The sequence below is a fragment of the Listeria monocytogenes genome, assembly GCF_041765605.1.
In the GTDB taxonomy this organism is placed as follows: domain Bacteria; phylum Bacillota; class Bacilli; order Lactobacillales; family Listeriaceae; genus Listeria; species Listeria monocytogenes_D.
This window is the reverse complement of sequence record NZ_CP168900.1, coordinates 1,769,393-1,792,165: the sequence shown is the minus strand read 5'-3', so window position 1 is coordinate 1,792,165 and position 22,773 is coordinate 1,769,393. Positions and strand designations below refer to the sequence as shown.

General features: G+C 36.8%; 25 protein-coding genes, 1 tRNA gene and 1 pseudogene. 15 read left to right on the top strand and 12 right to left on the bottom strand.

Annotated features, from left to right (window positions below; genetic code table 11):
- Positions 1 to 40: 40 nt before the first annotated feature.
- Positions 41 to 1,108 carry a type I restriction endonuclease gene (locus tag AB2Q86_RS09200; protein ID WP_014598976.1) on the top strand — a complete coding sequence of 356 codons (1,068 nt, stop codon included), beginning with the start codon at positions 41 to 43 and terminating at the stop codon, positions 1,106 to 1,108.
- Positions 1,109 to 1,187: 79 nt separating this feature from the next.
- On the opposite strand, the gene AB2Q86_RS09195 is transcribed toward AB2Q86_RS09200, so the two are convergent.
- The gene (locus AB2Q86_RS09195; RefSeq protein ID WP_012581178.1) at positions 1,188 to 1,763 is read right to left on the bottom strand and encodes a TetR/AcrR family transcriptional regulator; all 576 of its coding nucleotides are present in this window, start codon (positions 1,761 to 1,763) and stop codon (positions 1,188 to 1,190) included.
- Between the two features lie 184 nt (positions 1,764 to 1,947).
- Here AB2Q86_RS09195 and AB2Q86_RS09190 point away from each other — a divergent pair, with 184 nt between their 5' ends.
- Complete coding sequence (locus AB2Q86_RS09190; protein ID WP_014589086.1) at positions 1,948 to 2,616, top strand: class I SAM-dependent methyltransferase; 669 nt, start codon at positions 1,948 to 1,950, stop codon at positions 2,614 to 2,616.
- Positions 2,617 to 2,696: 80 nt separating this feature from the next.
- Complete coding sequence (locus AB2Q86_RS09185) at positions 2,697 to 3,269, top strand: hypothetical protein (RefSeq protein WP_012581180.1); 573 nt, start codon at positions 2,697 to 2,699, stop codon at positions 3,267 to 3,269.
- Positions 3,270 to 3,341: 72 nt separating this feature from the next.
- On the opposite strand, the gene AB2Q86_RS09180 is transcribed toward AB2Q86_RS09185, so the two are convergent.
- The 5 genes from AB2Q86_RS09180 to AB2Q86_RS09160 form a co-directional block, all read right to left on the bottom strand.
- Positions 3,342 to 3,413, bottom strand: a tRNA-Arg gene (locus AB2Q86_RS09180).
- A gap of 128 nt (positions 3,414 to 3,541) precedes the next feature.
- Positions 3,542 to 4,534, bottom strand: a complete 993-nt coding sequence (gene mreBH, locus AB2Q86_RS09175; protein ID WP_003722190.1) for a rod-share determining protein MreBH — start codon at positions 4,532 to 4,534, stop codon at positions 3,542 to 3,544.
- Positions 4,535 to 4,751: 217 nt separating this feature from the next.
- Positions 4,752 to 6,011, bottom strand: a complete 1,260-nt coding sequence (locus AB2Q86_RS09170; RefSeq protein ID WP_003722189.1) for an MFS transporter — start codon at positions 6,009 to 6,011, stop codon at positions 4,752 to 4,754.
- Between the two features lie 103 nt (positions 6,012 to 6,114).
- The gene (locus AB2Q86_RS09165) at positions 6,115 to 7,347 is read right to left on the bottom strand and encodes an aminopeptidase (protein WP_003728252.1); all 1,233 of its coding nucleotides are present in this window, start codon (positions 7,345 to 7,347) and stop codon (positions 6,115 to 6,117) included.
- A 137-nt stretch (positions 7,348 to 7,484) separates the two neighbouring features.
- Positions 7,485 to 7,931 carry a flavodoxin gene (locus AB2Q86_RS09160; protein WP_003728253.1) on the bottom strand — a complete coding sequence of 149 codons (447 nt, stop codon included), beginning with the start codon at positions 7,929 to 7,931 and terminating at the stop codon, positions 7,485 to 7,487.
- A gap of 187 nt (positions 7,932 to 8,118) precedes the next feature.
- On the opposite strand from AB2Q86_RS09160, the gene map reads away from it, so the two are divergent.
- The gene (map, locus tag AB2Q86_RS09155; protein WP_003724059.1) at positions 8,119 to 8,877 is read left to right on the top strand and encodes a type I methionyl aminopeptidase; all 759 of its coding nucleotides are present in this window, start codon (positions 8,119 to 8,121) and stop codon (positions 8,875 to 8,877) included.
- A 121-nt stretch (positions 8,878 to 8,998) separates the two neighbouring features.
- Positions 8,999 to 9,805, top strand: coding sequence for an aminoglycoside N(3)-acetyltransferase (locus tag AB2Q86_RS09150; RefSeq protein ID WP_012581181.1), 807 nt, complete (start codon positions 8,999 to 9,001; stop codon positions 9,803 to 9,805).
- Between the two features lie 19 nt (positions 9,806 to 9,824).
- Here AB2Q86_RS09150 and AB2Q86_RS09145 read toward each other — a convergent pair whose 3' ends face one another.
- Positions 9,825 to 10,046 carry a DUF1128 domain-containing protein gene (locus AB2Q86_RS09145; protein ID WP_003726640.1) on the bottom strand — a complete coding sequence of 74 codons (222 nt, stop codon included), beginning with the start codon at positions 10,044 to 10,046 and terminating at the stop codon, positions 9,825 to 9,827.
- A gap of 90 nt (positions 10,047 to 10,136) precedes the next feature.
- On the opposite strand from AB2Q86_RS09145, the gene AB2Q86_RS09140 reads away from it, so the two are divergent.
- On the top strand, positions 10,137 to 11,006 hold the full coding sequence (locus AB2Q86_RS09140; protein ID WP_003726639.1) for a YihY/virulence factor BrkB family protein: 870 nt from the start codon (positions 10,137 to 10,139) through the stop codon (positions 11,004 to 11,006).
- Positions 11,007 to 11,035: 29 nt separating this feature from the next.
- Here the strand turns inward: AB2Q86_RS09140 and AB2Q86_RS09135 are convergent, their stop codons facing one another.
- Positions 11,036 to 11,680 carry a deoxynucleoside kinase gene (locus AB2Q86_RS09135; RefSeq protein ID WP_003736835.1) on the bottom strand — a complete coding sequence of 215 codons (645 nt, stop codon included), beginning with the start codon at positions 11,678 to 11,680 and terminating at the stop codon, positions 11,036 to 11,038.
- Between the two features lie 106 nt (positions 11,681 to 11,786).
- Here AB2Q86_RS09135 and AB2Q86_RS09130 point away from each other — a divergent pair, with 106 nt between their 5' ends.
- The 6 genes and pseudogenes from AB2Q86_RS09130 to AB2Q86_RS09105 all read left to right on the top strand — a co-directional run bounded on the left by AB2Q86_RS09130 (position 11,787) and on the right by AB2Q86_RS09105 (position 15,332).
- The gene (locus AB2Q86_RS09130) at positions 11,787 to 12,167 is read left to right on the top strand and encodes an OsmC family protein (RefSeq protein ID WP_014589085.1); all 381 of its coding nucleotides are present in this window, start codon (positions 11,787 to 11,789) and stop codon (positions 12,165 to 12,167) included.
- Between the two features lie 64 nt (positions 12,168 to 12,231).
- Positions 12,232 to 13,608: a 23S rRNA (uracil(1939)-C(5))-methyltransferase RlmD gene (rlmD, locus tag AB2Q86_RS09125; RefSeq protein WP_012581183.1), complete on the top strand. Its 1,377-nt coding sequence runs from the start codon at positions 12,232 to 12,234 to the stop codon at positions 13,606 to 13,608.
- A 120-nt stretch (positions 13,609 to 13,728) separates the two neighbouring features.
- Positions 13,729 to 14,283: a hypothetical protein gene (locus tag AB2Q86_RS09120; protein WP_012581184.1), complete on the top strand. Its 555-nt coding sequence runs from the start codon at positions 13,729 to 13,731 to the stop codon at positions 14,281 to 14,283.
- A gap of 92 nt (positions 14,284 to 14,375) precedes the next feature.
- Positions 14,376 to 14,534, top strand: a pseudogene (locus AB2Q86_RS09115) (23S rRNA (uracil(1939)-C(5))-methyltransferase RlmD); the annotation flags it as partial.
- Positions 14,535 to 14,548: 14 nt separating this feature from the next.
- Positions 14,549 to 14,950 carry a fosfomycin resistance hydrolase FosX gene (gene fosX / locus AB2Q86_RS09110; RefSeq protein ID WP_012581185.1) on the top strand — a complete coding sequence of 134 codons (402 nt, stop codon included), beginning with the start codon at positions 14,549 to 14,551 and terminating at the stop codon, positions 14,948 to 14,950.
- Positions 14,951 to 14,978: 28 nt separating this feature from the next.
- Positions 14,979 to 15,332 carry a hypothetical protein gene (locus AB2Q86_RS09105; protein WP_012581186.1) on the top strand — a complete coding sequence of 118 codons (354 nt, stop codon included), beginning with the start codon at positions 14,979 to 14,981 and terminating at the stop codon, positions 15,330 to 15,332.
- A gap of 39 nt (positions 15,333 to 15,371) precedes the next feature.
- Here the strand turns inward: AB2Q86_RS09105 and AB2Q86_RS09100 are convergent, their stop codons facing one another.
- Together AB2Q86_RS09100 and AB2Q86_RS09095 are read right to left on the bottom strand one after the other, a co-directional pair.
- Entirely contained in the window at positions 15,372 to 15,578 is a 207-nt protein-coding gene (locus AB2Q86_RS09100; RefSeq protein WP_003724102.1) for a hypothetical protein, read from the bottom strand.
- A 27-nt stretch (positions 15,579 to 15,605) separates the two neighbouring features.
- The gene (locus AB2Q86_RS09095; protein ID WP_012581187.1) at positions 15,606 to 16,508 is read right to left on the bottom strand and encodes a methyl-accepting chemotaxis protein; all 903 of its coding nucleotides are present in this window, start codon (positions 16,506 to 16,508) and stop codon (positions 15,606 to 15,608) included.
- 190 nt (positions 16,509 to 16,698) lie between these two features.
- Here AB2Q86_RS09095 and AB2Q86_RS09090 point away from each other — a divergent pair, with 190 nt between their 5' ends.
- Positions 16,699 to 17,241 (top strand): GNAT family N-acetyltransferase, encoded by a 543-nt coding sequence (locus tag AB2Q86_RS09090; RefSeq protein ID WP_012581188.1) that lies wholly within the window; start codon positions 16,699 to 16,701, stop codon positions 17,239 to 17,241.
- Positions 17,242 to 17,285: 44 nt separating this feature from the next.
- Here the strand turns inward: AB2Q86_RS09090 and AB2Q86_RS09085 are convergent, their stop codons facing one another.
- The gene (locus AB2Q86_RS09085) at positions 17,286 to 18,251 is read right to left on the bottom strand and encodes a cation diffusion facilitator family transporter (RefSeq protein ID WP_003730573.1); all 966 of its coding nucleotides are present in this window, start codon (positions 18,249 to 18,251) and stop codon (positions 17,286 to 17,288) included.
- A gap of 207 nt (positions 18,252 to 18,458) precedes the next feature.
- On the opposite strand from AB2Q86_RS09085, the gene AB2Q86_RS09080 reads away from it, so the two are divergent.
- On the top strand, positions 18,459 to 19,133 hold the full coding sequence (locus tag AB2Q86_RS09080) for a VanZ family protein (protein ID WP_003730572.1): 675 nt from the start codon (positions 18,459 to 18,461) through the stop codon (positions 19,131 to 19,133).
- Positions 19,134 to 19,159: 26 nt separating this feature from the next.
- Positions 19,160 to 21,757, top strand: coding sequence for a bifunctional lysylphosphatidylglycerol flippase/synthetase MprF (mprF, locus tag AB2Q86_RS09075; RefSeq protein WP_012581189.1), 2,598 nt, complete (start codon positions 19,160 to 19,162; stop codon positions 21,755 to 21,757).
- 17 nt (positions 21,758 to 21,774) lie between these two features.
- On the opposite strand, the gene AB2Q86_RS09070 is transcribed toward mprF, so the two are convergent.
- Positions 21,775 to 22,677: a TIGR01777 family oxidoreductase gene (locus AB2Q86_RS09070; protein ID WP_012581190.1), complete on the bottom strand. Its 903-nt coding sequence runs from the start codon at positions 22,675 to 22,677 to the stop codon at positions 21,775 to 21,777.
- Positions 22,678 to 22,773 lie beyond the last annotated feature (96 nt).

The window sequence follows — 22,773 nt, the reverse complement described above, 5'->3', positions numbered from 1 at the left end:
TAAAAATAAATGTGAATAATAATACATAAAGTAGGAGACGATGAAAATGGATAGTGAAACACTATTATTAGATGTAAAGAAATTAGGAGAAAGAGTATCTACGCTTAAGGATTCGATAGCTACGGAAGAAGCGACGAAAACATCCTTAATTATGCCTTTTTTTCAACTGTTAGGATATGATGTTTTTAATCCACTCGAATTTTCACCAGAGTATGTTGCGGATGTAGGGATAAAAAAAGGAGAGAAAGTAGATTATGCTATTTTAAATAATAACAATCCCATTATCCTAATTGAAGCGAAATCTATTAAATCAGATTTAAAAAACCATGATTCGCAGCTGTTTAGATATTTTGGAACTACAACAGCAAAATTCGGCATTTTAACTAACGGTAATGAATACCGATTCTATACTGATTTGGAAGAACCAAACAAGATGGATAAAACGCCATTCTTTTCCTTTGTACTTACAGAAATAAAAGATGTTCAAATTTCTGAAATTTTTAAATTCCAAAAAGAAAATTTTGATGTAGAGAATATTTCTAAAGCAGCTTCTGATTTAAAATATCTTAATTTTGTCAAAGAATTTTTAACTAAAGAAGTTAATGATCCAAGCGAAGAATTTGTTAAATTTATTCTTGGCGAAATCTATGACGGAATGAAAACAAAAGTAATTATCGATAAATTCACACCTGTTGTAAAAAGGGGATTTCGACAATTTATTGCAGATCAAGTGAATAGTAAACTAAATGCTGCGCTTAATACATCTGTTTCAGTAGAAGAATTAGAAGTTCCTCAAGTAGAAGCAAATGCAGAAGAGGAAGAAGATATTATTACAACAGAAGCAGAAATTGAAGCATTCACGACAACTAAATTATTATTGAAAGATACTATTGATACATCTAGAATTTTTTATAGAGATAATAAATCGTACTTTAATATAATTTTAGATAACAATATAAGAAAATGGGTTTTAAGATTATACATTAATAATGCAAGAACCTATTTTGTAATAAATGACGAAGAAAAAACTACCATAGAAATTGTTGATGTGATTGATATTTTCAATCATGCGGATAAAATCATTCCTGTAGTCGAGAGATACTTATAATACAAAAGTCCACTTAAAAAAGGACCTATAAGATTGACATATTCTTTGTCAATCTTATAGGTCCCTTTCTTTTTTAACATTATTTCCCAATCAACCCATACAAAAACAACTGCACTATCTCCGCCTGTTTCTCCTCAAGTTCTTCCTCTGGGACTGTGAAACCTAAACCATTAATTGCTTTAATAAAAAGTTGAATAGATTGATCAGAAAGACGGCTATCAATAATTTTTTCTTGCTTGCCGATAGCGATATATTTCATATAAATCTCATTTTTAAGGGCATTAATATTATTCACTAACAGCGTGATAAATTGCGCGTCTTTACTCGCTTCTTGCGATATAAATTTACTTAAAGACAGATTTATTTCTGCATTACAGAGCTTTAGAGCCCGCTCTAATTTTTGCGTGAATGTTCCTTCTGATGCTAAAATTTCTTCCGCTAAAGTAATGGTATCTTGCATAATAATGCGAGCACATTCACCAACAAGCGCTTCTTTACTTCCAAAATAATTATAAATAGACACTTGCGAAACATCTGCAAGGGCGGCAATATCTTTAATACTTACATCAGAAAAACCTTGTTTTCCAAATAATGAAAGAGCTGCCTGAATAATTGCGGTCTTCTTTTTTAGCGTTCTTTTTTCATAATTATTCATATCCTAAACACTTCCCTAGGCTAATCTTATCTTTAGTAATAATATAACATAAAAACTTTTAATTTGAAATATTAACTAATAAATTTCAAAAGTTATTGACTTGGAAGTTAAGATCATTATACAATGGTTTTGAAATAAGATTACAATTATTTCAAAACTAAAGACCCGTGAAAGGACTTTAATTATGATGAAAATAACAAAAAGAAGGAAAATAACACTAATCATTTTGGGAGGTATCATCGGTTTGAGTTTTATTTTATATAAACCATTAATTAACTATTTAAGCGAACAAGCGGCGAATCCGCGTGGGATTATTGGTGAAATCACTACGAAAATATGGTCATCCTATTTTGAAGATTTGAGTAAGTGGACAATTAGTAATACTGAACTAAGTAATGTTAATCATGTATTAGATATTGGTTATGGTGGGGGCTCCAATGTTAAAAATCTAGCTGAACTAAATAAAAATTGGACTATTTACGGAGTGGATATTTCTGAAGAATCGTATAAAACAGCTACAAATTTGAATGAAAAAGCCATCAATAATGGCACAGTGAAGCTATCTATTCAAGATGTTGCTTTGATGAATTATCAAGCGGATTTTTTCGATTTAGTTTATGCTATCCAAACGCATATGTACTGGGATAATCCTCAAGAAGGCTTTGAAGAAATCTATCGTGTCATGTCACAAGATGGTGTTTTAATACTGTCGTCCGAAAAAGATAAAATTGATTATCACATGGACGAATATAAAACAACCGCCTCGCTAACAGCACTCTTAAAAGGAATTGGCTTTAAGGAGGTAGTGGAGAAGGAAAGAGGGAATTGGGTTTTGTATACGGTCAGAAAATAATTGCGAGCTATGGAAAATTTGTTATAATAAATAAAACTCCCTAATACAGAGTCCAATTATATACATCATGAGGTGAAAACATGTTAAAGCTATACAAAAAAGAACAAAATCAAATCTTGTATGCTGAGTACTGGATTAATAATGATAAGGCAATCGTGCATTACGGTAAAGTTGGTAAGGTAGGAGAGAAAGAAGAAACCAGCAACTATCTGGAAAAATACGAGAGCAAAGCTGCATTTCATGAGGCGTTTATTAACCGATTTGTCCCACAAGGTTATAGCGAAAATCCTCCAAACGAAAATTTCTGGATATTAATTCAATATCCGCTCAAAAGTTTAACAGGAACAAAACGAGATATTTGGCTGAAAGATCGAGTAACAGATGTTTTAAATGACGATTTGGGTTGGAAAGGCTTAGGAATTGTAGATGGCTTTGACATAGGTCAAACCGCGAATCCCAACAAGCAATTTGCTTTAAATATATTTTGTGTCGTTGTTGATGAAGAAATAGGTATCAAAGTAATTAAATCAGCTCTAAGAAATAACAGTTGTGATTATACTAGCGTAAAAATTGCTTCCAGACCATTTTCGGATGATGCTGAATATACGTTGAAATTTTCAGCAAAGAAAAAGGATGTAACTTTTTATGTATGAATAAGGTTTTGAAATAAGAACGATAAAAAGCCGAAAGTCTTGATTTATCAATTGCTTTCGGCTTTTTCTGAGCGCCCATACGCGGAATCGAACCACGAACTAGCCCTTAGGAGGGGCTTGTTATATCCGTTTAACTATATGGGCTTATTATAAAATTATCTGACTCTAGAAAGCCAGACACCAGAAATAAGTTTACCAGAAATAAGGGGTTTCAGCAAGATAAAGAAGCATCTGGTTGCAAGGGTTACCATGCGACCAGATGCTTACTGCAATTAATTTTTAGCTAATTTATCTGCAAAAACGAGGGATCTACCTGTGCCAATTGCAACGGATTCCAAAGGACTTGGAGCCATATGTACAGGGACATCTATTTCTTGTACAAGCCAGTCGCGGAAACCTTGAAGTAAGGAGCCACCACCACTTAAAATAATGCCGCGATCGACAATATCACCACTTAATTCTGGTGGGCAAAGTTCAAGTGTATTCCGAATAGCTTCTAATATACGTTGTAATGTTTCAGCTAAAGCGCTTTGGATTTCTGTAGAGCTTACTTGGATTGTTTTTGGTAAGCCAGTAAGCAAATCACGACCACGGATATCCGCAGTTTGTGTTACGTGTTCGATCGGCGCATAACCAAGCTCCATTTTAATTCGTTCTGCTGTTGTTTGACCGATTAAAAGGTTGTAATTTTTGCGGATGTATTGAATGATTTCTTCATCCATATGATCGCCACCTGTGCGAATCGAAGTGCTCGAAACTACACCGCCGTATGAAATAATCGCAATCTCACTTGTGCCGCCACCAATATCCACAATTACATTAGCGACAGGCTCGGCTACGGGTAAATCAGCACCAATTGCAGCTGCAACAGGTTCTTCAATTAAAACGACTGAACGAGCACCAGTTGATCTTACCGCATCTGAAATAGCGCGACGCTCGACTGATGTTGCGCCAGTTGGTGTACAAACGACCACATTGGGCTTTCTCACACCACTAACTGAAATCCGGCGCATAATCTCGCGCAAAAGTCCGCTCGTTAAATCAAAATCAGCAATAACACCGTCCTTCATTGGTCTTACAGCAGAAATCGAAGTCGGCGTTTTACCAATCATCTCTTTTGCTTCCTGGCCAATCGCAAGTACCGTTCCATCATTCGTATTTAGCGCGACCACAGAAGGTTCATTCAGTATAATGCCTTTTTCTTTACTGTAAACTAAAATATTCGCAGTACCTAAATCAATTCCAATAGTTGTTGTTCCAAACATTCTCACACCTAACTTTCTATTAAAAATAGCGAGTAAATTCTAGGTGTACAACTAACAGTATAGACTTTTTTCACCTTATAAGCATTATTTAAACATGGATGAAATGAAAAGGTAATTTAAAATGGCGATATGACAGGTGTTTTCGGCATTTCGTAAAAATTTCGTAAAAAAAGTAATCAAATAAAAACGACTATCCAAAGTAGATAGCCGTTTTTTATTAGGAAATTTGACGCTGTTTTTCAAATTCTGAGTACATATAGTAATAAATTAGCCCACTAATGAGCGCTAAAATACCAATAATTGTAAATGTGCCAGTATAGCCAATTAAAGTCGAAAGTGTAATCGCAAGTGGAGCAATGACTTTACCCAGCGTATAACGAAGTCCAGCAGCAGAGAAGTACATCGCCCTTTTATCCTCTGGAGCTAACTGTGAAACAAAGGTTTGTTGCAAGCCAACAGTCATGAGTTCCGCGAAGCTAAAGAGAATAATGGCACAAATCGCTCCCCACGGTCCTGTCGAAATACCAAATAAGAAAATCGCAATCGCATAGAGAAAAGAAGAATTCATAAAGACAAATTTTTCTCTAAAATGGCTCATCCAACGAGTGACAACGACCGTAAGTGCTGCAACAAAGAAGCCATTAATAGAAACGATAACACCGAACAATTGCTCACCTGTAAAATGAAACGCGAACAAGTTAGAGGCGCCGATAACTTCTTTAATATAGAGCGGGAAAAGTAAATCCAGTTGCATAAATGACTGAGAAACAATAATCCCGGCAACAATATAAAGAAAGAAAATCTTGTCTTTAAAAATAATCTTATAGTTTTTTAGTTGTTCCATTAAAACAGCACCGATACTTTTTCGAACCACTTCTTTTTGTAAATCAGGATTAACCAAAAGAGGGGCTGTTTCGTGACCAAATTTTTGCAGTAAAAATAGTAATAATAAATCCGCACAAACAATTGCAAGTAGCGTTTCTGTCGTGAAATTATAAAATAAGACCGAACCAAGAATGGGGCCAATAACGACCGCAATATTAATCATCATATAGAACACGGAATAAATATGCGTCCGATGCTCAGGTGGAACCACATCTGCAATCATCGCTTGACTTGCTGGCTGATAAAACGCCATAAAAACACTCGCAATCGCGAAACCAGCAAAACTCAAGTAAGGAGAATCCACAACATGAAGTGCACCTATTGCAAAAACAAGAAAACCAAAACCTTCTCCAATGACAGAAATACTCATCATCCGTTTACGACCAAAGTTATCCGCAAAATAACCGCCAAGCAAAGCTGTGAAAACCGCCAAAACTTGCGAAATAATCAGCAATAGGCTCGTCAGTTCGCGCCCAATACTTTCCGAAAAGTAAATCGTTAGAAAGGGGAAGACCATCCAAAAAGAAATATCGAGTAGTGCTTCCCCAAAAAGCCTTACTTTTAAATTGATGTCCCATGTACTAAATTTCATCCAATGCACCTCGCTCTCTTTTGTAAAAAATAAACAAACGAAAACCCTTGAAAGCCAAAAGCTACAAGGGTTTTACGCAAAAGGCATAAGTTTTAAAAAAGGATTAGAACGCCCAGTCGCCTTTACGGAAAACAGGAACAACTTCACCAGATTCGGTTACACCATCAATGTCCATTTCAGAAGAACCAATCATGAAATCAACGTGTGTTAAACTATTGTTCACACCAGCTGCTTCTAATTCTTCACGAGACATTTCTTCGCCACCTTTAACATTAAATGCATACGCACTACCAATTGCTAAGTGGTTAGATGCATTTTCGTCAAATAGCGTGTTGTAGAATAAAATGCCGGATTGGGAAATAGGGGATGGGTCTGGAACTAGCGCCACTTCACCTAAATAGTGTGAGCCTTCATCTGTCGCGATTAAATCTTTCAAAATTTCTTCGCCGGATGCTGCTTCTACACCTACAATACGACCTTTTTCGAAAGTGATTTTGAAGTCATCGATAATATTTCCTGCATAACTAAGTGGTTTCGTACTAGAAACATAACCTTCCACTTTTAGTTTATCCGCACAACAGAATACTTCTTCTGTTGGCATATTGGCCATAAATTCATGTCCTTTTTTATTCTTACTGCCAGCGCCAACCCAAAGATGGTTTTTTGGAAGACCAATTGTAAGGTCTGTTCCAGGAGCCGTATAATGTAAAGAAGTAAATTGTTTTTCATTTAAACTTTCTGCTTTTGCAGCAAGTGTTTGATCGTGATTTTTCCAAGTTTCTACCGGGTTTTCGGTGTTAATACGAGTTGTTTCAAAAATAGCTTCCCAAAGTGTTTCCATTTGTTCTGCTGGAGTTAAATCTGGGAATACTTTTGCTGCCCATCCTTGTGAAGCTGCTGCAACAACTGTCCAGCTTACAACATTTGCTTGCATTAACTCGCGAAACTCGCTCATTGCACCACCCATTGTTTTCTGGAATGTCGCAATTTTGTTGCTATCCACGCCGTTAAGTAAATCCGGATCTTCGGAAGTGATGGAGATAAAACAAGCGCCTTCTTTGGCAAGTTCTGTTTTTTCTGCAACACGGTGAACCGGAGCGCTTTCAAAAACGCGTAGTGGAGCATTTTTGTAACGTAATGCACCTAATTCTTCATCGCGCCAATCCATAATGACATCCTCTGCACCAACTTCAAAAGCATATTTGGAAATAAGGCGAACAAGTGGAGCCGCGTCAACTGGAGCCATAATTACTACTTTCTGTTCAGGTTGGACATTTACCCCAACTTTTACAATCAATTCTGCATACTTTTCTAACTTTTCACTAAATACTGTCATAATTAATCACTCCAATCTTTTTATTCAATACGAGAATTGTATCTCAATTAATGAGGTAAAGCAACCACTACGCTACTGTTTTCGCTATTTTTAAATAAATAAAAAAGCAAGTCCGAAAAAGAGGACTTGCTTTCGAATTATCCTTTTAATACATCAACAAATGTTTTTGCGTAACTTTCCGCGCGAACAACATCTTCTTCATCTGGATCAAGGTCTACTTTAAGCCCAGCAACAGGAACAGTAGCGCCTTGCTCTTTTAGACGAGTTTCAATTAAATCAACTGTTAAACAGTATTCATCATAAAAAGTATCGCCAGAACCGAAAGAAGCGCAAACTTTGCCGCTAAAATCAACGTCCGCCATATCTTCATAAAAATCAACGAACTCATCAGGAAGCTGACCATCATCGTATGTATAGCCACCGATTAGAGCGCCATCATATTCTAGTAAATCTTCAGGATCAACTGAAATACATTCTTCAATTTCTACTTCGATATCGTATTTTTCTAATTCTTCACCTAAAATGTCGGCAATTTCTTGTGTATTACCAGTCATGCTGGCATAAACGATCATCACTTTTGTCATTTTGCATCACCATTTTCTGAATTTTTTATTGTTTAAAACGGCACAAACCAGTCCACCATTTTTTAACTGATACATTCTATTATAAATGTCTTCAGAAAAACTGCAACCTTTTTTCCAGATTACTTTATTTCTAAGGGGTTTCGAGCTATAATAGTAAATAGTGGAAATTTTAGGAGGGAATGAAAAGATGATCACACTCAAATCAAGACGCGAAATCGATGAGATGAAAGCAGCAGGGAAAATCCTTGCCGATACGCATAAAGAACTTAAAAAAATTATTAAACCAGGCATTACTAGCTGGGATTTAGAAGTATTTACAGAAGAATTTTTACGTAAAAATGGCGCAACTCCAGAGCAAAAAGGCTTTGAAGGTTATGAATATGCTATTTGTGCAAGTATTAATGACGAAATTTGTCATGGCTTCCCGCGCAAACAAAAGCTTAACCAAGGCGATATTATTACAGTAGATATGGTCGTGAATTATCACGGCGCACTTGCTGATTCTGCTTGGACTTATGCAGTAGGGGAAGTGCCTGATGATGTGAAACATTTAATGGATGTAACGCATAAAGCACTTTATTTAGGTATTGAACAAGCACAAGTAGGCGCTCGAGTTGGCGATATTGGTCATGCTATTCAAACATACGTAGAATCTGAAAATCTTGCTGTTGTACGTGAGTTTATTGGTCACGGCGTTGGACCAACTTTACATGAAAAACCAGATATCCCACATTACGGTACAGCTGGCAAAGGACCTCGCTTAAAAGAAGGCATGGTTATTACAGTGGAACCAATGGTCAATATGGGCGCTTGGAAAGCCAAAATGGACGATAATGGCTGGACTGCTAGAACTGTTGATGGCTCTTTGTCTGCGCAATATGAACATACTTTCGCAATCACAAAAGATGGTCCAGAAATTTTAACGTATCAAGGCGAAAACGATTAATTAAATTAGCCAGATGCATGTAGAACAGAATGCAAGTAAAAGCACAAGTTTCACAGAGATGCTTTTAGTTTGCCGTTTTTTTCTAGGCATCTGGCTTTATTTTTAGAGGCGGTGACATACAATGGGAGAAAAAATGGCTATTTGGCGAACAAAAAAGCCAGCAACAAAACAAAAAATCGTGTCGGACCTACAAGAATCGGGTATTAAAAAGGGGGATACGATTATTTTTCATGCTTCCATGTCAAAAGCACACTGGATTTGCGGTGGTCCAGTTACCGTTATTTTGGCATTGCAAGAACTGGTTGGTGAATTAGGCAATATAGTAATGCCGGCTCAAACAGGTCAATTAAGTGATCCTGCAAAGTGGGAAAATCCGCCAGTTCCTGAAAGTTGGTGGAAAATAATTCGCAGAGAAACACCGCCATTTGATCCGCTTGTAACACCAACTCGTGGAATGGGTGTCATTGCCGAAACATTTCGTACCATGCCAGATGTTGAGCGCAGTTTTCATCCATACCATTCGTTTTGTGCTTGGGGGAAAGATAAAAAACAAATTCTTGCCAACCAGCCACTTGCGAAAAGCATGGGGGATGAATCGCCGCTAGGGAAAATGTATCAACTTGATGCGAAAATTATCTTGTTCGGGGTAGATAATAATAACAATACATCGCTTCATTTAGCGGAAGAACGCTCCAATGCTTTTCCGCTAATAGAAAACCAGGCAGCTTTTCTTAAAAATGGCGAAATCATTTGGGAGAAGTATCAGGAAATTGATTATAATAGTGACGTGTTTATCGCGTTAGGTCGCGCTTATGAGAAAGAACGTGACTTTCACCCAACGACGATTATCGGAGCGCCGACGAAAATTTATGATATGCGTGATTTAGTGGATTTTGGCACCAATTATTTCCAAACAAAAAACCACTAAAAAGTGGCTGGAATTTGTTTTATTTGCGAATCCGGCGTAATTCTTCTGCAAATAATTGCATCTCACGCGGGCTGAAATTGGATTTACGTTTAATTAGCTGATAAATATCGATAAGTGCGTTATAATCAACAGAGTCAAGCTCCAGATTTTCAAAAACACCTACATTCACCATTTTTAGTTTCGTTGTAATTTCGGTTAACATAAAATTCAAGTTTTCCTGTGAAGGGGTTTCAAGATTCATCTTTTTGCTCCTTTCAAGCTAATAGACAAAATTTTACCATAGTAGAAGAAAAACTTCCAGACGAATGACTAGAACAGGGGGGCCTTATCAGTGTGGAAAAAAGTAGTTAAATATACAAAGAAAAACGGGATTGTTCAAATTGGCCAAACAGTAAGTGCGAGAGTAGGTCGAAATGATGTTTCAGGAAATGCAGCACAGTTAGCTTATTATATGCTGTTTTCGATTTTTCCAATGCTCTTAATCGCGGCAACATTACTTGCCTATCTTCATATTGATAAAGATTCCGTTTTTAATATGATTAAAGAATTCGCGCCAGACCAGATTATGGACTTTTTAGAAGAAAATTTAAATAACTTACTAACGCAGAAAAATGGCGGATTACTTTCTATCGGGATTATCGCGACTTTATGGTCTGCCTCGAATGGCATGAATGCGGTCATGAAATCGCTCAATAAAGCATACGGAGTAACGAATAAACGAAATTATGTCGTACAGCGATTACTATCCATGTTTTTCACACTCGCAATGCTTGCGACAGTAGGGGCAACCTTACTATTACTTGTATTTGGACAACAAATAGGGATGTTTTTAATTAATCATTTGAATTTCTCGGAAGACTTTCTTAGTTTTTGGAATAATCTTCGTTGGACCGTTACACTCATCGTTATTTTTGTCGTCTTTACCTTTTTATATTGGGTCGCACCAAACCGGCGCAGTACGTTGATTAGTGTTCTACCTGGAGCACTTTTTTCAACAATCGGTTGGACAGTTGCTTCGCTAGGTTTTGCGTATTACGTAAATAATTTCGGCAACTATTCAGCAACATATGGCAGTATCGGTGTAATTATTATTTTAATGTTATGGTTTTATTTGACCGGCATTATTTTGATGATTGGCGGGGAGCTTAACGCTACACTGGCGATTCGGAAAAAGAAAAAAGAATTAGGCGAAATCAATTAAAAAAACGCTAAAACAGCAAAAAGCCTGTTTTAGCGTTTTAATTTTTCATGAATAAGTTGCATGACATAATCTGCGTCATTTGGTTGATTAATATCTATTTCGTCAATATTAATAACAAGGGTTTCACTCTTATCATAAGACTCAAACCAGCTGTCATAACGACTATGCAGATGCTTGTAATAGTCAAGTAAACCTGGATTATCAAATGTTTGCTCATAAGGACGACCACGAAGAGCAATTCGGCTCAATACAGTGTCTAAACTTCCGCGCAAATAAATCAACAAATCAGGCGCTTTTTTCGGCATATAAGCAAGTTCTTCCATCATATTGTCGAGTAAATCAAGATATGTATCCATCTCAGGTTCCGAAATGTTACCTTCTTCAAAATTAATTTGCGTAAAAAGCGCGTCCTCGTAAATGCTCCGATCAAGCACATTATTTTGATCCGTTAACGCAGCTTTAATACTACGAAAGCGGGTATTTAAAAAATATATTTGTAAGGCAAAAGCCCATCTTTTTGGGTCATCATAAAACATTTCAAGGATGCGATTATCCTTAATGCTTTCATAAAATGCCTTTGTTCCAAGTTTATTTGCAATTAGCTCTGTATAACTACTTTTCCCAGCGCCAATCATTCCTGCTAAAACAATCACTTTATTTCCTACTCCTTCCATAACATGAGTAGCCTCCTTTTTTGGTCGACTATCTGTTCATTATACTACTAATTTGCTTAATAAGGAGATTTTTTGTACGATAAAAGAGAAGAAATGAGGGATAATGATGACAAAACCATTAAAGTTAGTTTATACCGAAAATGGGTTTGACACAGGAAGTTTTTTAATCGATGACAAACTGACCGATTATTCACCAGCAGATTTGATGTTGATGTCTATTACCAGTTGTAGCGCCATTGTTTTTCGTAACATTTTAAAGAAAAAACGAGTAAACTTCACTGACTTATGGATAGACGCCACAATGGAACGCATCCCAGAAGAAGAAAATCGTATAAGCGCGATACATCTTCATTTTAAAATAACCGGTGCTGACTTGGATCCAAAAGCACTTGAAAAAGCATTAAAATTAACACCGAAATACTGTTCGATGGTTCGTTCTGTCGAAAAAAGCATCCTTGTCGATGAAAGTCTTGAAATCATGCCATAAACTACTGACAAGTGGCAGTTTTTTTGTTAGTATTAATGAAGACTTGGAATGATGGAGGAAAATAATGAATCAAAATCCAGTAGAAGAAGGACAAAAATTCCCGCTAACTATTAGACGCATGGGAATCAACGGGGAAGGAATCGGCTACTTTAAAAAAGCAGTTGTATTTGTACCTGGCGCAATTACCGGTGAAGAAGTAGTTGTCGAAGCGGTCAAAGTTCGCGATCGTTTCACCGAAGCAAAATTAAATAAAATCCGTAAAAAATCTCCAAACCGAGTTACCGCACCTTGCCCAGTTTACGAGGCGTGTGGTGGTTGCCAGCTGCAACATGTGGCCTATAGCGCCCAACTTGAATTAAAACGAGATATTGTTATTCAATCAATCGAAAAACATACAAAAATCGATCCAGCCAAATTAAAAATCCGTCCAACAATCGGAATGGAAGACCCATGGCGTTACCGCAATAAAAGCCAATTCCAAACAAGAATGGTAGGCAGTGGTCAAGTCGAAACTGGACTTTTCGGTGCCAATTCTCACCAACTTGTTCCGATTGAAGACTGTATCGTTCAACAACCCGTTACCATCAAAGTAACGAATTTTGTTCGCGACTTACTAGAAAAATATGGCGTGCCGATTTATGATGAAAAAGCTGGTAGTGGCATCGTGCGGACAATCGTCGTTCGTACTGGCGTGAAAACCGGTGAAACACAGCTCGTTTTCATTACGAATAGTAAAAAGCTCCCTAAAAAACGCGAAATGCTTGCAGAAATCGAAGCTGCTCTTCCAGAAGTCACTTCGATTATGCAAAACGTGAATCAAGCAAAATCCTCACTTATTTTCGGTGACGAAACGTTCCTTTTAGCAGGAAAAGAAAGCATCGAAGAGAAATTAATGGAACTTGAATTCGATTTATCAGCGCGTGCCTTTTTCCAATTAAACCCGTTCCAAACAGAGCGGCTCTACCAAGAAGTCGAGAAAGCACTCGTACTAACAGGCAGTGAAACATTAGTAGATGCTTATTGCGGTGTTGGAACAATCGGTCAAGCCTTTGCCGGAAAAGTAAAAGAAGTCCGCGGCATGGATATTATTCCAGAATCTATTGAAGACGCCAAACGAAACGCGGAGAAAAATGGCATCGAAAACGTTTATTATGAAGTAGGAAAAGCAGAAGACGTATTACCTAAATGGGTGAAAGAAGGTTTCCGCCCAGATGCAGTGATCGTTGACCCACCAAGAAGCGGCTGTGACCAAGGCCTCATTAAATCATTATTAGATGTGGAAGCCAAACAACTTGTTTACGTATCCTGTAATCCGTCTACATTAGCACGTGACTTAGCTTTACTCGCGAAAAAATATCGCATTCGCTATATGCAACCAGTCGATATGTTCCCGCAAACAGCTCATGTAGAGACCGTAGTGCTTTTGCAGTTGAAGAATTAAATAAAAAATAGCAATGCATTCTTTTTAGCTAAAAGGTGCATTGTTGTTTAATACAATATTAGTCATTTTAAATAAGCACATTTTTAGGAGGAAAACGATATACAACTATTGATAGATTTTATGGAAGATAAGATTACTGCCAAAGAATTTCTGAATCGTTTTTATAAAGATGAAGCTTTACAAAATAAATTGGAAAAAGAAATCAAAATCCCACCATATACAAACTATAGCAATCTATGTTTATACATTTTAGAAGCTGATGCATCCGATTTCTCTTCCATATCTAATGTAAAAGATGCCATCAAACAGTATTTAGAGAAAAATGAGCAGTTGTTTAGCTATTCTAGTAAAATGGATGAGGATGCTGATATAGTATTTTCAGTCTTGCCAAAATGGTTAGATATTTCCCCAAATTATTTTAGCTCAATTTTGAATAAAAATACTTTAAACACATTAGAGAAAAAAGAGCAAATAAAGAAAAAAGTTAAAGCAGATTTTAAATATCTAAAAACTCCACCTAAATGGCTACAAAATCCTGAATGGAAATTTGCTAATGGAAAACCATTACTTTTTATAGGCGAGTTAGATATTGTTCCAGAAAAAAACAGAGCAAAAATATATGTCTTTTTTAATCAAAGTGATGAAACCTACCACATAATTAATCAGTCAAATTGAAAATAAGCGTCATCCTTAGTCAATAAAGTAGCCGTAGTCAATTTTTAGGATAAAATAGGCATCTTGAATAATTTGCTTAGAAGTAGAAGCAAAAACATCTTGTTTATGTATCTTGTAATCCATCTAGATTAGCACGTGACTTAGCTTTACTCGCGAAAAAATATCGCATTCGCTATATGCAACCAGTCGATATGTTCCCGCAAACAGCACATGTAGAGACCGTAGTACTTTTGCAGTTAAAAGATAAATAAAGGACTGGTGGTATATGATTTCAGGATTAAGCCATATCACTTTAATTGTGAAAGATTTGAATAAAACAACCACATTCTTAAAAGAAATTTTTAATGCAGAAGAAATCTATTCTAGTGGCGACAAAATATTTTCGCTTTCCAAAGAAAAATTTTTTCTAATTGCTGGTCTGTGGATTTGCATTATGGAAGGAGAGTCTTTACAAGAGCGAACTTACAATCATATTGCGTTCCAAATTCAATCTGAGGAAGTGGATGAATATATTGAGCGGATTAAAGCTCTCGGTGTGGAAATGAAACCAGAACGTCCTAGAGTCGAAGGTGAGGGACACTCGATTTATTTTTATGACTTTGATAATCATCTCTTTGAATTACACGCTGGTACATTAGAAGAACGCTTGAAAAGGTATCACGAATAGAAATAACACCTAATAGGAGGAAACAAACATGAAAAAACTATTTGATGAAACGAATGAATTTGAAGCAAAGTACTACCGAACTATTTGGTACGGCTATATCGACAATGAATTCGCGCCAGAATTAAGTGACGAAATAAAACAATTAATTCAAAGCGATCTTGCAGAAAAAACAGCGAATCCAATTGAAGCAACGCACTGGGTTTTCTATAGCGAAACTCAAGCAGGAGACGCAATTGGTGATAAAGTTCGTTCATCCATTATGGTTCGCCATCGTGAGGAGAAATTTGTCGTCCATTACAACGTGAGCGATTTCCAATTTGTTACTGTATTTGATGTGGCAACCGCCTTTAAAGACCAATTAGAACAAGCATTGAATGCGTAAATAAAAAATCCCGTCTATAAAAATAGACGGGATTTTCTTTCATCCAAGTTCTTTCCAGTGCCAATTACCAATATGTAAACCTTGGTTCATTTCACTAGATGTAAAACTATCAGCTCTTGCTTCTGTTTTTGCTCGTGTTAATGAAGTCGCGCTTCCAAAACTATTTGCGGTTTCATAATGGTATTCTTGGTTGTTCAAACGAATAATAATGGCACGACCAGAAGGATGTTTTCCAATTAGTTTCAAGACTTCTTCGCTCCTTTTTTCAGTCGGTTAAATCATTTTTGTGAAAGCACCGGCATTTTGATCCAAGGCAGTAGAGGCAGATTCAATTTGGCTAAAATCTTCTAAAGACAAAATAAGGACTTCTTGGCTTTCCTCGACTTTTGCTTCGACACGTTCCGTACCACTTGAAATAGTATTAATTTCTTGCGTGATACCGTTGACACTTTTTTCCACTTCTTTAATTGCTTCTTCTACACGACTCGAAAGTTTACGAACTTCTTCCGCTACAACACTAAATCCACGTCCAGCGTCACCAGCACGTGCTGCTTCAATCGCTGCATTTAAGGCAAGTAAATTAGTCTGAGAAGCAATACCGTTAATTGTATTAATAATGCCGTGAATATTTTGAGCTTCTGTTTGTAAATCGTGAAGTGTATCAGTATTTTCATTGGATTCTTTCGTGATTGATTTCACGAGTTCAAGGAGAGCTTCACTGCGCGTTTTTCCAACACTGGAATGTTCTTTTAAATTTGTAGCCATGCTTTTTAAACCAGATGCAAAGTCATGAACCGTTTCTTCTCTTCTCGTAATATCTGTAGCGATTTTGGCAACACCAACGACCAAATCTTCACGTATAATCGGGATATAAGTCGCTTCAAACCAAACACGTTCACCGCGTGCATTTTTTCGTTCAATTTTATTTTGAAATTTTTGCCCAGCAAGCAAATTTGTCCACATTGCTTTATAGCTTACACTTTGGACAAAATCAGGAAAGCATAAGTCCGGGTGGGATAATGTCAACATTTCTTCTTCTGAGTATCCCATTGCCTCCGCGAAAAGGGCATTAGCATAAGTTACTTTTTTATTAGTATCAAAACGAATTATTGCTACGTTTTGAAGTAAACCGTCGAGAAGGAGAGTTGCGTCTTCTGTTTCCGCATTAATATTCATTAAAAAAACCTCCATTTTTTAGAAAAATAATATAAAAATAACCAACATCAACATAATAACACACTTATATTCGTAATGGGAAGTTTATTTTTTAATAAAATGGGTATAGTGGAAGATTAAACTTAACAGTGATACTTGCAATCATACACGAACAATCTTATAATTTAGAAAAATACGGGGAGGGATAAGGATGCGGATTACGGGGGAACGGATTTACTTAAGACCTTTTCAAATAACAGATGCCAATCAAAAACTAGCTTTTCATTTAGCAAATAAAGCTTTTTTTGAAGGTTATTCTATGGAGCGGGATGATCGTTTTTATACGATAGAAGAACAGCAATCGCTTATTTCACGTTTGGAAGATTTTGCTGCGAGTGACGTGGAGTACTATTATGGGATTTTCCTCCATGACACGGATGAACTTATTGGTACGATTAATTTATTTAGTATTTTGCGTGAATCTTTACAATCAGCGTTCATTGGTTATTTTCTGGATAAGGAACATAATGGAAATGGTTATGCGACTGAGGCAGTGGAGTTGATTGTAGATTTTGGTTTTGACATTCTTGGTCTGCACCGAATTGAGGCAGGAGTAATGCCGAAAAACGAACGATCCAAACAAGTCCTTTTAAAAGCGGGCTTCCATTTAGAAGGGCTCGCAGTACAAAATGTCCGCATTAATGGAACTTGGGAAGATCATCAAGTCCTAGCAATTATTAATCCTGGAGACTAAAAAAAGCCAAGTGTCGCAGTTCGCGCACTTGGCTTTTTCTATTTTTAACGCCCGTCTCCATATTCCCAGTTGCGGATAGCATCATCTTCATCAAATGAAATAAGTACATCAGCAACACCGCGTAATTTTCCGATACTCTCTTCCAAACGGTCTTTAATATCATCCACTTCAGCGAGGGTGAGCATTGGATCTAATTCCACTTCCACATCGACATGGAAAACATCGCCTTCTTTAAGAACGGTTAGAACTTGAATATCGCGCACATCAGGATCGCTCATTACGAGCTGACCGACAGTTAAATGCATACTTTGATCTGATTCGCCAATAACTCCAGCCGCATTGTCCAAAAAGACTTTACCAACGACGATAAACATCATTACACCAATTAACATGGATGCAATACCTTCTGCTTGATGGAAAGGGGTAAAGTGAGAAATAATAACCGCAATCATCGCAAGAAGTCCACCACCAGTTGCAACGGAATCTTCCAAAAACACCAGTTTAGTCGCTGCTTTTGCTTTACCTAAATTTAGAATGCTATCTTTAAATAACTGAAGTCCTTTAGATTCTAAACCAACATCATGCGCAATCTCATGCATTGCTTTCACTAAAACAGAAAACTCTAGCACGGTACAAAGTAGGAGCACAGTGAGGTTTATAAGGAAACCAGTGGAACTTGTTGGGTGGATAATATGCGCGAATCCTTCACGAATCGTCTCAAAAGCCATTATCCCAACAACGATGACAGCACCAAGTAGCACTAAGTTAACCATCCGTCCAAAACCATGCGGAAAGCGTTTTGTTGGTCGTTTTTTACTTAAAGCTGAACCGATAAAAACAAAAAACTGGTTTGCCGCATCGCCTAAACTATGTAACGTTTCTGCGAACATGGCGATATTTCCAGTAAAAAAATAAGTAATACCTTTAATAATAGAAACAATGGTGTTAACAAGAGCCGCTGTTAAGGCGGATTTATTACCTTCTTTTAATAGCCCTAATAATTCTTTCATTCTAGTCTCCTCCACGAATATCATTAAGAAATTGTAGCACTTTTTTTGCCAAAAAGAAAATAAGAACCCGAAAGCCTTACAGAAGCTTGCAAAAATGTAAGCACAAACAAGCTTTCTTTTCATTTTTATATCTGCTAAACTGATACTAGGAGCTTATTCAGAGAGTCTGAGAGCTGATTTTGAAACGGAAGGCGTTGGAATACGAGAATGCAGGTCCAAAAATGCCGTTTTTTTGTGTTGTTATTGCCAGCGTTATACCTGTTGTACGGAATCTCGCTTGCACTACAATTTGGGAATAACGCGGATTTAATCAATACTATTGCTAACAGTTGTTTACTTTTTTTAGCAATCATAATACTAACCAACATGGCGAGACTAAAGAATTGGATAGACTTTATCTGGTTTTGCGTTTTTATTCTATATATAATTATTTTATTACATCTTGTTGCCTACATAGCTGTTGGAGATTTCGTAAACAGTACCTATACCGGGAATTTCCATATCCAAAAAGAAATGATTAACCTAATCCCTTTTACAACAATAGAAAATACATTTCAACAAACATTACCAACGATGCCTACTATTATTCAAATTTTCGGGAATGTTTTATTGTTATGCCCGCTGTCTTTCTTCTTGCTTTACTTCAAAATAACAAACACAGCTGGTAAAACTCTATTAGTCATATTCCTAACATCTTGCGGCATCGAACTGCTTCAATTTGCGCAAACAACGATGATTACAGGATTTGAAAGCATTTCGCTACCACCCAATCGTTCTACAGATATAGATGACATCATTTTAAATACATTAAGTGGAATAATAGGCATTCTACTAGCTTATGCCGTTCCATCTGTTAGAAAACGAATAAATAAAAGAAGATGAATGAAAATCGTTAAGGAGACTCTATTATGAAAGAAAAACTAATGCAAGCCTACTCGTGGTTTCAAAAAAATAGTACCATCGTAAAAATCGTTTTTATCACTTTTGTGATGGCATTTGTTATTTTTGAAATTATTAATATTGCGACGGGAATTGACTATCCGTCACTAAAAGAAAATTTAACTTCTCAAAGTCCAGAACAAATATTTATTATGTTTATCGTCGGCTTAATCGCTGTCACTCCAATGCTTTTGTATGATTATGTCATCGTTAAGTTATTACCCGGAAAGTTTTCCCCAAGTCATGTGATTGCTTCTGGTTGGATCACGAATACCTTTACAAACATTGGTGGATTTGGTGGCGTTTTAGGTGCCAGCTTAAGAGCAAGCTTTTACGGAAAAAATGCGTCGCACAAAGAAATCTTACTAGCCATTTCTAAAATTGCTTTATTTTTAGTATCTGGTTTATCCATTTATTGCTTAGTATCATTAGCTACCTTACTGATTCCCGGATTTGCAGATCATTTTGTTAATTACTGGCCGTGGCTTCTAGCAGGTGGACTGTACTTCCCGATTTTATTCACTATTACGAAATGGAAAAGTAAGTCTCTCTTTGTCGATTTACCTATCAAAAGAGAATTAACACTCATTATTGCTTCTCTTTTAGAGTGGGGCTTCGCGTTCGGATGTTTCGCGATTATCGGCACATTGATGGGAGAACCAGTCGACATTTTCAAAGTGTTCCCGTTATTTGTTATCGCTTCTGTGATTGGGATAGCTTCGATGGTCCCAGGTGGAGTAGGGACATTTGACGTCGTAATGATTCTTGGACTCAGCCAACTAGGTGTTTCTCAAGAATTAGCACTCGCTTGGATGCTGTTTTACCGTATTTTCTACTATATCATTCCATTCGTAGTCGGCCTACTTTTCTTCGTCCAAAAAGCAGGGAAGAAAGTAAATGACTTTTTAGAAGGATTACCGCTACTATTCTTACAAAAAGTGGCTCATCGCTTCTTGGTTATATTTGTTTACGGCTCTGGATTATTGCTAATTTTATCGTCTGCCGTACCAAACGCCATTTATCATGTGCCATTTCTATACAAAATTATGCCGTTTAATTTCTTATTTACATCCCAAATTACTATCGTTGCATTTGGCTTTTTATTGCTGGGACTTGCGAGAGGTATCGAATGTAAAACAAAGAAAGCCTATATTATTACATTTATTGTACTAGGTTGCGCGATTTTCAATACACTTGCTCGTGTATTTTCGTTGAAGCAAGCCATCTTTTTAGGAATAGTATTGTTATGTTTATTCTTAGCTCGAAACGAATTTTACCGAGAAAAACTAGTTTATACTTGGAGTAAAGTAATTATTGATAGCATTATATTCATTGTCTGTTTGGCAGGTTATATTGTTATCGGAATTTACAATTCACCTAATATCAAACATTCCAAAGAAATCCCTGATTATTTACGCATTGCCTCAGAGCATTTATGGTTAGTCGGTTTCGTTGGCGTATTTATCGCCGTTGTTAGTTTAGTCATTATTTACATTTATTTATCCACAACAAAAGAAAAACTTGGCTCTCCATTTGAAGCAGTCAAAGTACGCGAACATTTAGCGAAATGGGGCGGAAATGAAGTCAGTCATACGATGTTCTTACGTGATAAACTACTATTTTGGGCAGCGGAGGGAGAAGTGCTTTTCTCTTACCGAATCATTGCGGACAAAATGGTTATCATGGGTGAACCAACTGGTAATATGGATAAAATGGAAGAAGCAATTGAAGAGGTTATGATGAATGCGGATAGATTTGGTTATCGACCAGTTTTCTATGAAGTCCGCGGCACGATGATCCCGTATTTGCATGACCACGGTTTTGACTTTATCAAGCTCGGAGAAGAAGGCTTTGTTGACGTCCAAAACTTTACAATGAGTGGCAAAAAGAAAAAAGGCGAACGCGCGCTAATGAATAAATTAGAACGAGAAGGTTATACTTTTGAAATAATAGAGCCGCCATTTAATCACGAAATGTGGACAACTTTACGAGCGATTTCTGATGAGTGGCTAGATGGTAGAGAAGAAAAAGGCTTTTCATTAGGATTCTTTGATACGTACTATCTCGAACAAGCTCCGATTGCTATCGCGAAAAATGGAGAAGGTACGGTCGTTGGCTTCGCTTCCATGATGCCGTCTTATACGGACGAAATGACTTCGATTGATTTAATGCGCTATTCTAAAGAAGCACCATCAGGCATTATGGACTTTCTTTTCATCAACTTATTCGAACAAGCCAAAGAAGATGGATTCCAAACCTTTAATGCTGGCATGGCGCCACTTGCGAACGTCGGAGAAAGTAAATATGCTTTCCTAGGCGAACGATTGGCTGGACTTGTGTACCGTTATAGTCAAGGTTTCTATGGCTTCAAAGGATTACGTAATTTCAAATCTAAGTACGTTACAGAATGGGAACAAAAATTTGTTGCCTTTCGAAAAAGAAGCTCGATTGCTTTCACGATGTTACAATTAATGATTCTTGTTGGTAAAAAACGACCACTTGCTAATAGCCAAGTAATCCTTGACTTCCCACTAGAAGAAGAAACAAAAAAACCAGATTCTGAGTAAAATCAGAATCTGGTTTTTTAATCAAGCAAGTCATCTAAAGCTTCCTGCAACGTTTCAAAGCGAAACTCGAAATGATTACTCATTAGTTTTTCCGGGTAAGCACGTTGACTGTCCAAAATAGTCATGGCACGTTCACCGAGAATAAATTTAATTATTTTTTTAGGAACCGGTGTTTTATAAGGTTTATGCATCTTTTTCCCAAGTCGTTCAGCAAATTTCTTTTCTTGAACAGGGTGAGGAGCTGTAAAATTAACCACGCCATCTATTTGTTCGTGATCAAAAATAAACAATATCGCTGCAACGACATCATCGATATGAATCCATGAATACCATTGTCTTCCATTACCAAAACGGCCGCCTGTATAAGTTTGGAATAATTTTTCAAAAACCGGGAACGACCCACCACCAGTGCCAAGTACAAGACCAAAGCGAGCATACACAACTCGAATGCCCAAATCACTTGCCGCACTCGCTGTTTTTTCCCATTCATAAACCGTTTTTCCTAAGAAGTTATCTGCATAAGTATTTTCTTCCGTATCTAGATAAATCGTTGACTTAGAAGACGTATAAGCCCCAATTGCACTTGCATTAATCCACAATTTTGGTTTGGATTTCATTTTCTTCACAATCGATAAGAGTGCTGAAGTAGCTTCGATGCGGCTATTTACAATCACTTTCTTTCTATCGTAAGTCCATTTTTCATCCATCAAACCAGCACCAGCAAAATTAATACAAACATCCACTGGTAAATCTTCTAAATTCGGCAATTTATCTTCATTTAACCATTCAATATAGTGTACATTTGCGCGGTTTTTTAGCTTTTGTCTTGTTAAAATATAAAGCTCGTGATCAGATTTTTCTAATTCATGCACTAAATGATCACCAATAAAACCTGTTGCGCCTGTAAGTAAGATATGCAATTTTATCACCTCTTTATTGTCCTAACTAGTTTATTCCCTTTTTAGTAGTATTAAAACCATTTTTTGCGGTATGATAGAAGGGAGAAGGAGGCGGAT

What these genes read in the sequence shown, in the direction of transcription:
- AB2Q86_RS09200 (WP_014598976.1), top strand. Translation starts at nt 41, where the DNA reads ATGAAAATGGATAGTGAAACACTATTATTAGATGTAAAGAAATTAGGA.
- AB2Q86_RS09195 (WP_012581178.1), bottom strand. Translation starts at nt 1,763, where the DNA reads ATGAATAATTATGAAAAAAGAACGCTAAAAAAGAAGACCGCAATTATT.
- AB2Q86_RS09190 (WP_014589086.1), top strand. Translation starts at nt 1,948, where the DNA reads ATGATGAAAATAACAAAAAGAAGGAAAATAACACTAATCATTTTGGGA.
- AB2Q86_RS09185 (WP_012581180.1), top strand. Translation starts at nt 2,697, where the DNA reads ATGTTAAAGCTATACAAAAAAGAACAAAATCAAATCTTGTATGCTGAG.
- mreBH (WP_003722190.1), bottom strand. Translation starts at nt 4,534, where the DNA reads ATGTTTGGAACAACAACTATTGGAATTGATTTAGGTACTGCGAATATT.
- AB2Q86_RS09170 (WP_003722189.1), bottom strand. Translation starts at nt 6,011, where the DNA reads ATGAAATTTAGTACATGGGACATCAATTTAAAAGTAAGGCTTTTTGGG.
- AB2Q86_RS09165 (WP_003728252.1), bottom strand. Translation starts at nt 7,347, where the DNA reads ATGACAGTATTTAGTGAAAAGTTAGAAAAGTATGCAGAATTGATTGTA.
- AB2Q86_RS09160 (WP_003728253.1), bottom strand. Translation starts at nt 7,931, where the DNA reads ATGACAAAAGTGATGATCGTTTATGCCAGCATGACTGGTAATACACAA.
- map (WP_003724059.1), top strand. Translation starts at nt 8,119, where the DNA reads ATGATCACACTCAAATCAAGACGCGAAATCGATGAGATGAAAGCAGCA.
- AB2Q86_RS09150 (WP_012581181.1), top strand. Translation starts at nt 8,999, where the DNA reads ATGGGAGAAAAAATGGCTATTTGGCGAACAAAAAAGCCAGCAACAAAA.
- AB2Q86_RS09145 (WP_003726640.1), bottom strand. Translation starts at nt 10,046, where the DNA reads ATGAATCTTGAAACCCCTTCACAGGAAAACTTGAATTTTATGTTAACC.
- AB2Q86_RS09135 (WP_003736835.1), bottom strand. Translation starts at nt 11,680, where the DNA reads ATGGAAGGAGTAGGAAATAAAGTGATTGTTTTAGCAGGAATGATTGGC.
- AB2Q86_RS09130 (WP_014589085.1), top strand. Translation starts at nt 11,787, where the DNA reads ATGACAAAACCATTAAAGTTAGTTTATACCGAAAATGGGTTTGACACA.
- rlmD (WP_012581183.1), top strand. Translation starts at nt 12,232, where the DNA reads ATGAATCAAAATCCAGTAGAAGAAGGACAAAAATTCCCGCTAACTATT.
- AB2Q86_RS09120 (WP_012581184.1), top strand. Translation starts at nt 13,729, where the DNA reads ATGGAAGATAAGATTACTGCCAAAGAATTTCTGAATCGTTTTTATAAA.
- fosX (WP_012581185.1), top strand. Translation starts at nt 14,549, where the DNA reads ATGATTTCAGGATTAAGCCATATCACTTTAATTGTGAAAGATTTGAAT.
- AB2Q86_RS09105 (WP_012581186.1), top strand. Translation starts at nt 14,979, where the DNA reads ATGAAAAAACTATTTGATGAAACGAATGAATTTGAAGCAAAGTACTAC.
- AB2Q86_RS09095 (WP_012581187.1), bottom strand. Translation starts at nt 16,508, where the DNA reads ATGAATATTAATGCGGAAACAGAAGACGCAACTCTCCTTCTCGACGGT.
- AB2Q86_RS09090 (WP_012581188.1), top strand. Translation starts at nt 16,699, where the DNA reads ATGCGGATTACGGGGGAACGGATTTACTTAAGACCTTTTCAAATAACA.
- AB2Q86_RS09085 (WP_003730573.1), bottom strand. Translation starts at nt 18,251, where the DNA reads ATGAAAGAATTATTAGGGCTATTAAAAGAAGGTAATAAATCCGCCTTA.
- AB2Q86_RS09080 (WP_003730572.1), top strand. Translation starts at nt 18,459, where the DNA reads ATGCAGGTCCAAAAATGCCGTTTTTTTGTGTTGTTATTGCCAGCGTTA.
- mprF (WP_012581189.1), top strand. Translation starts at nt 19,160, where the DNA reads ATGAAAGAAAAACTAATGCAAGCCTACTCGTGGTTTCAAAAAAATAGT.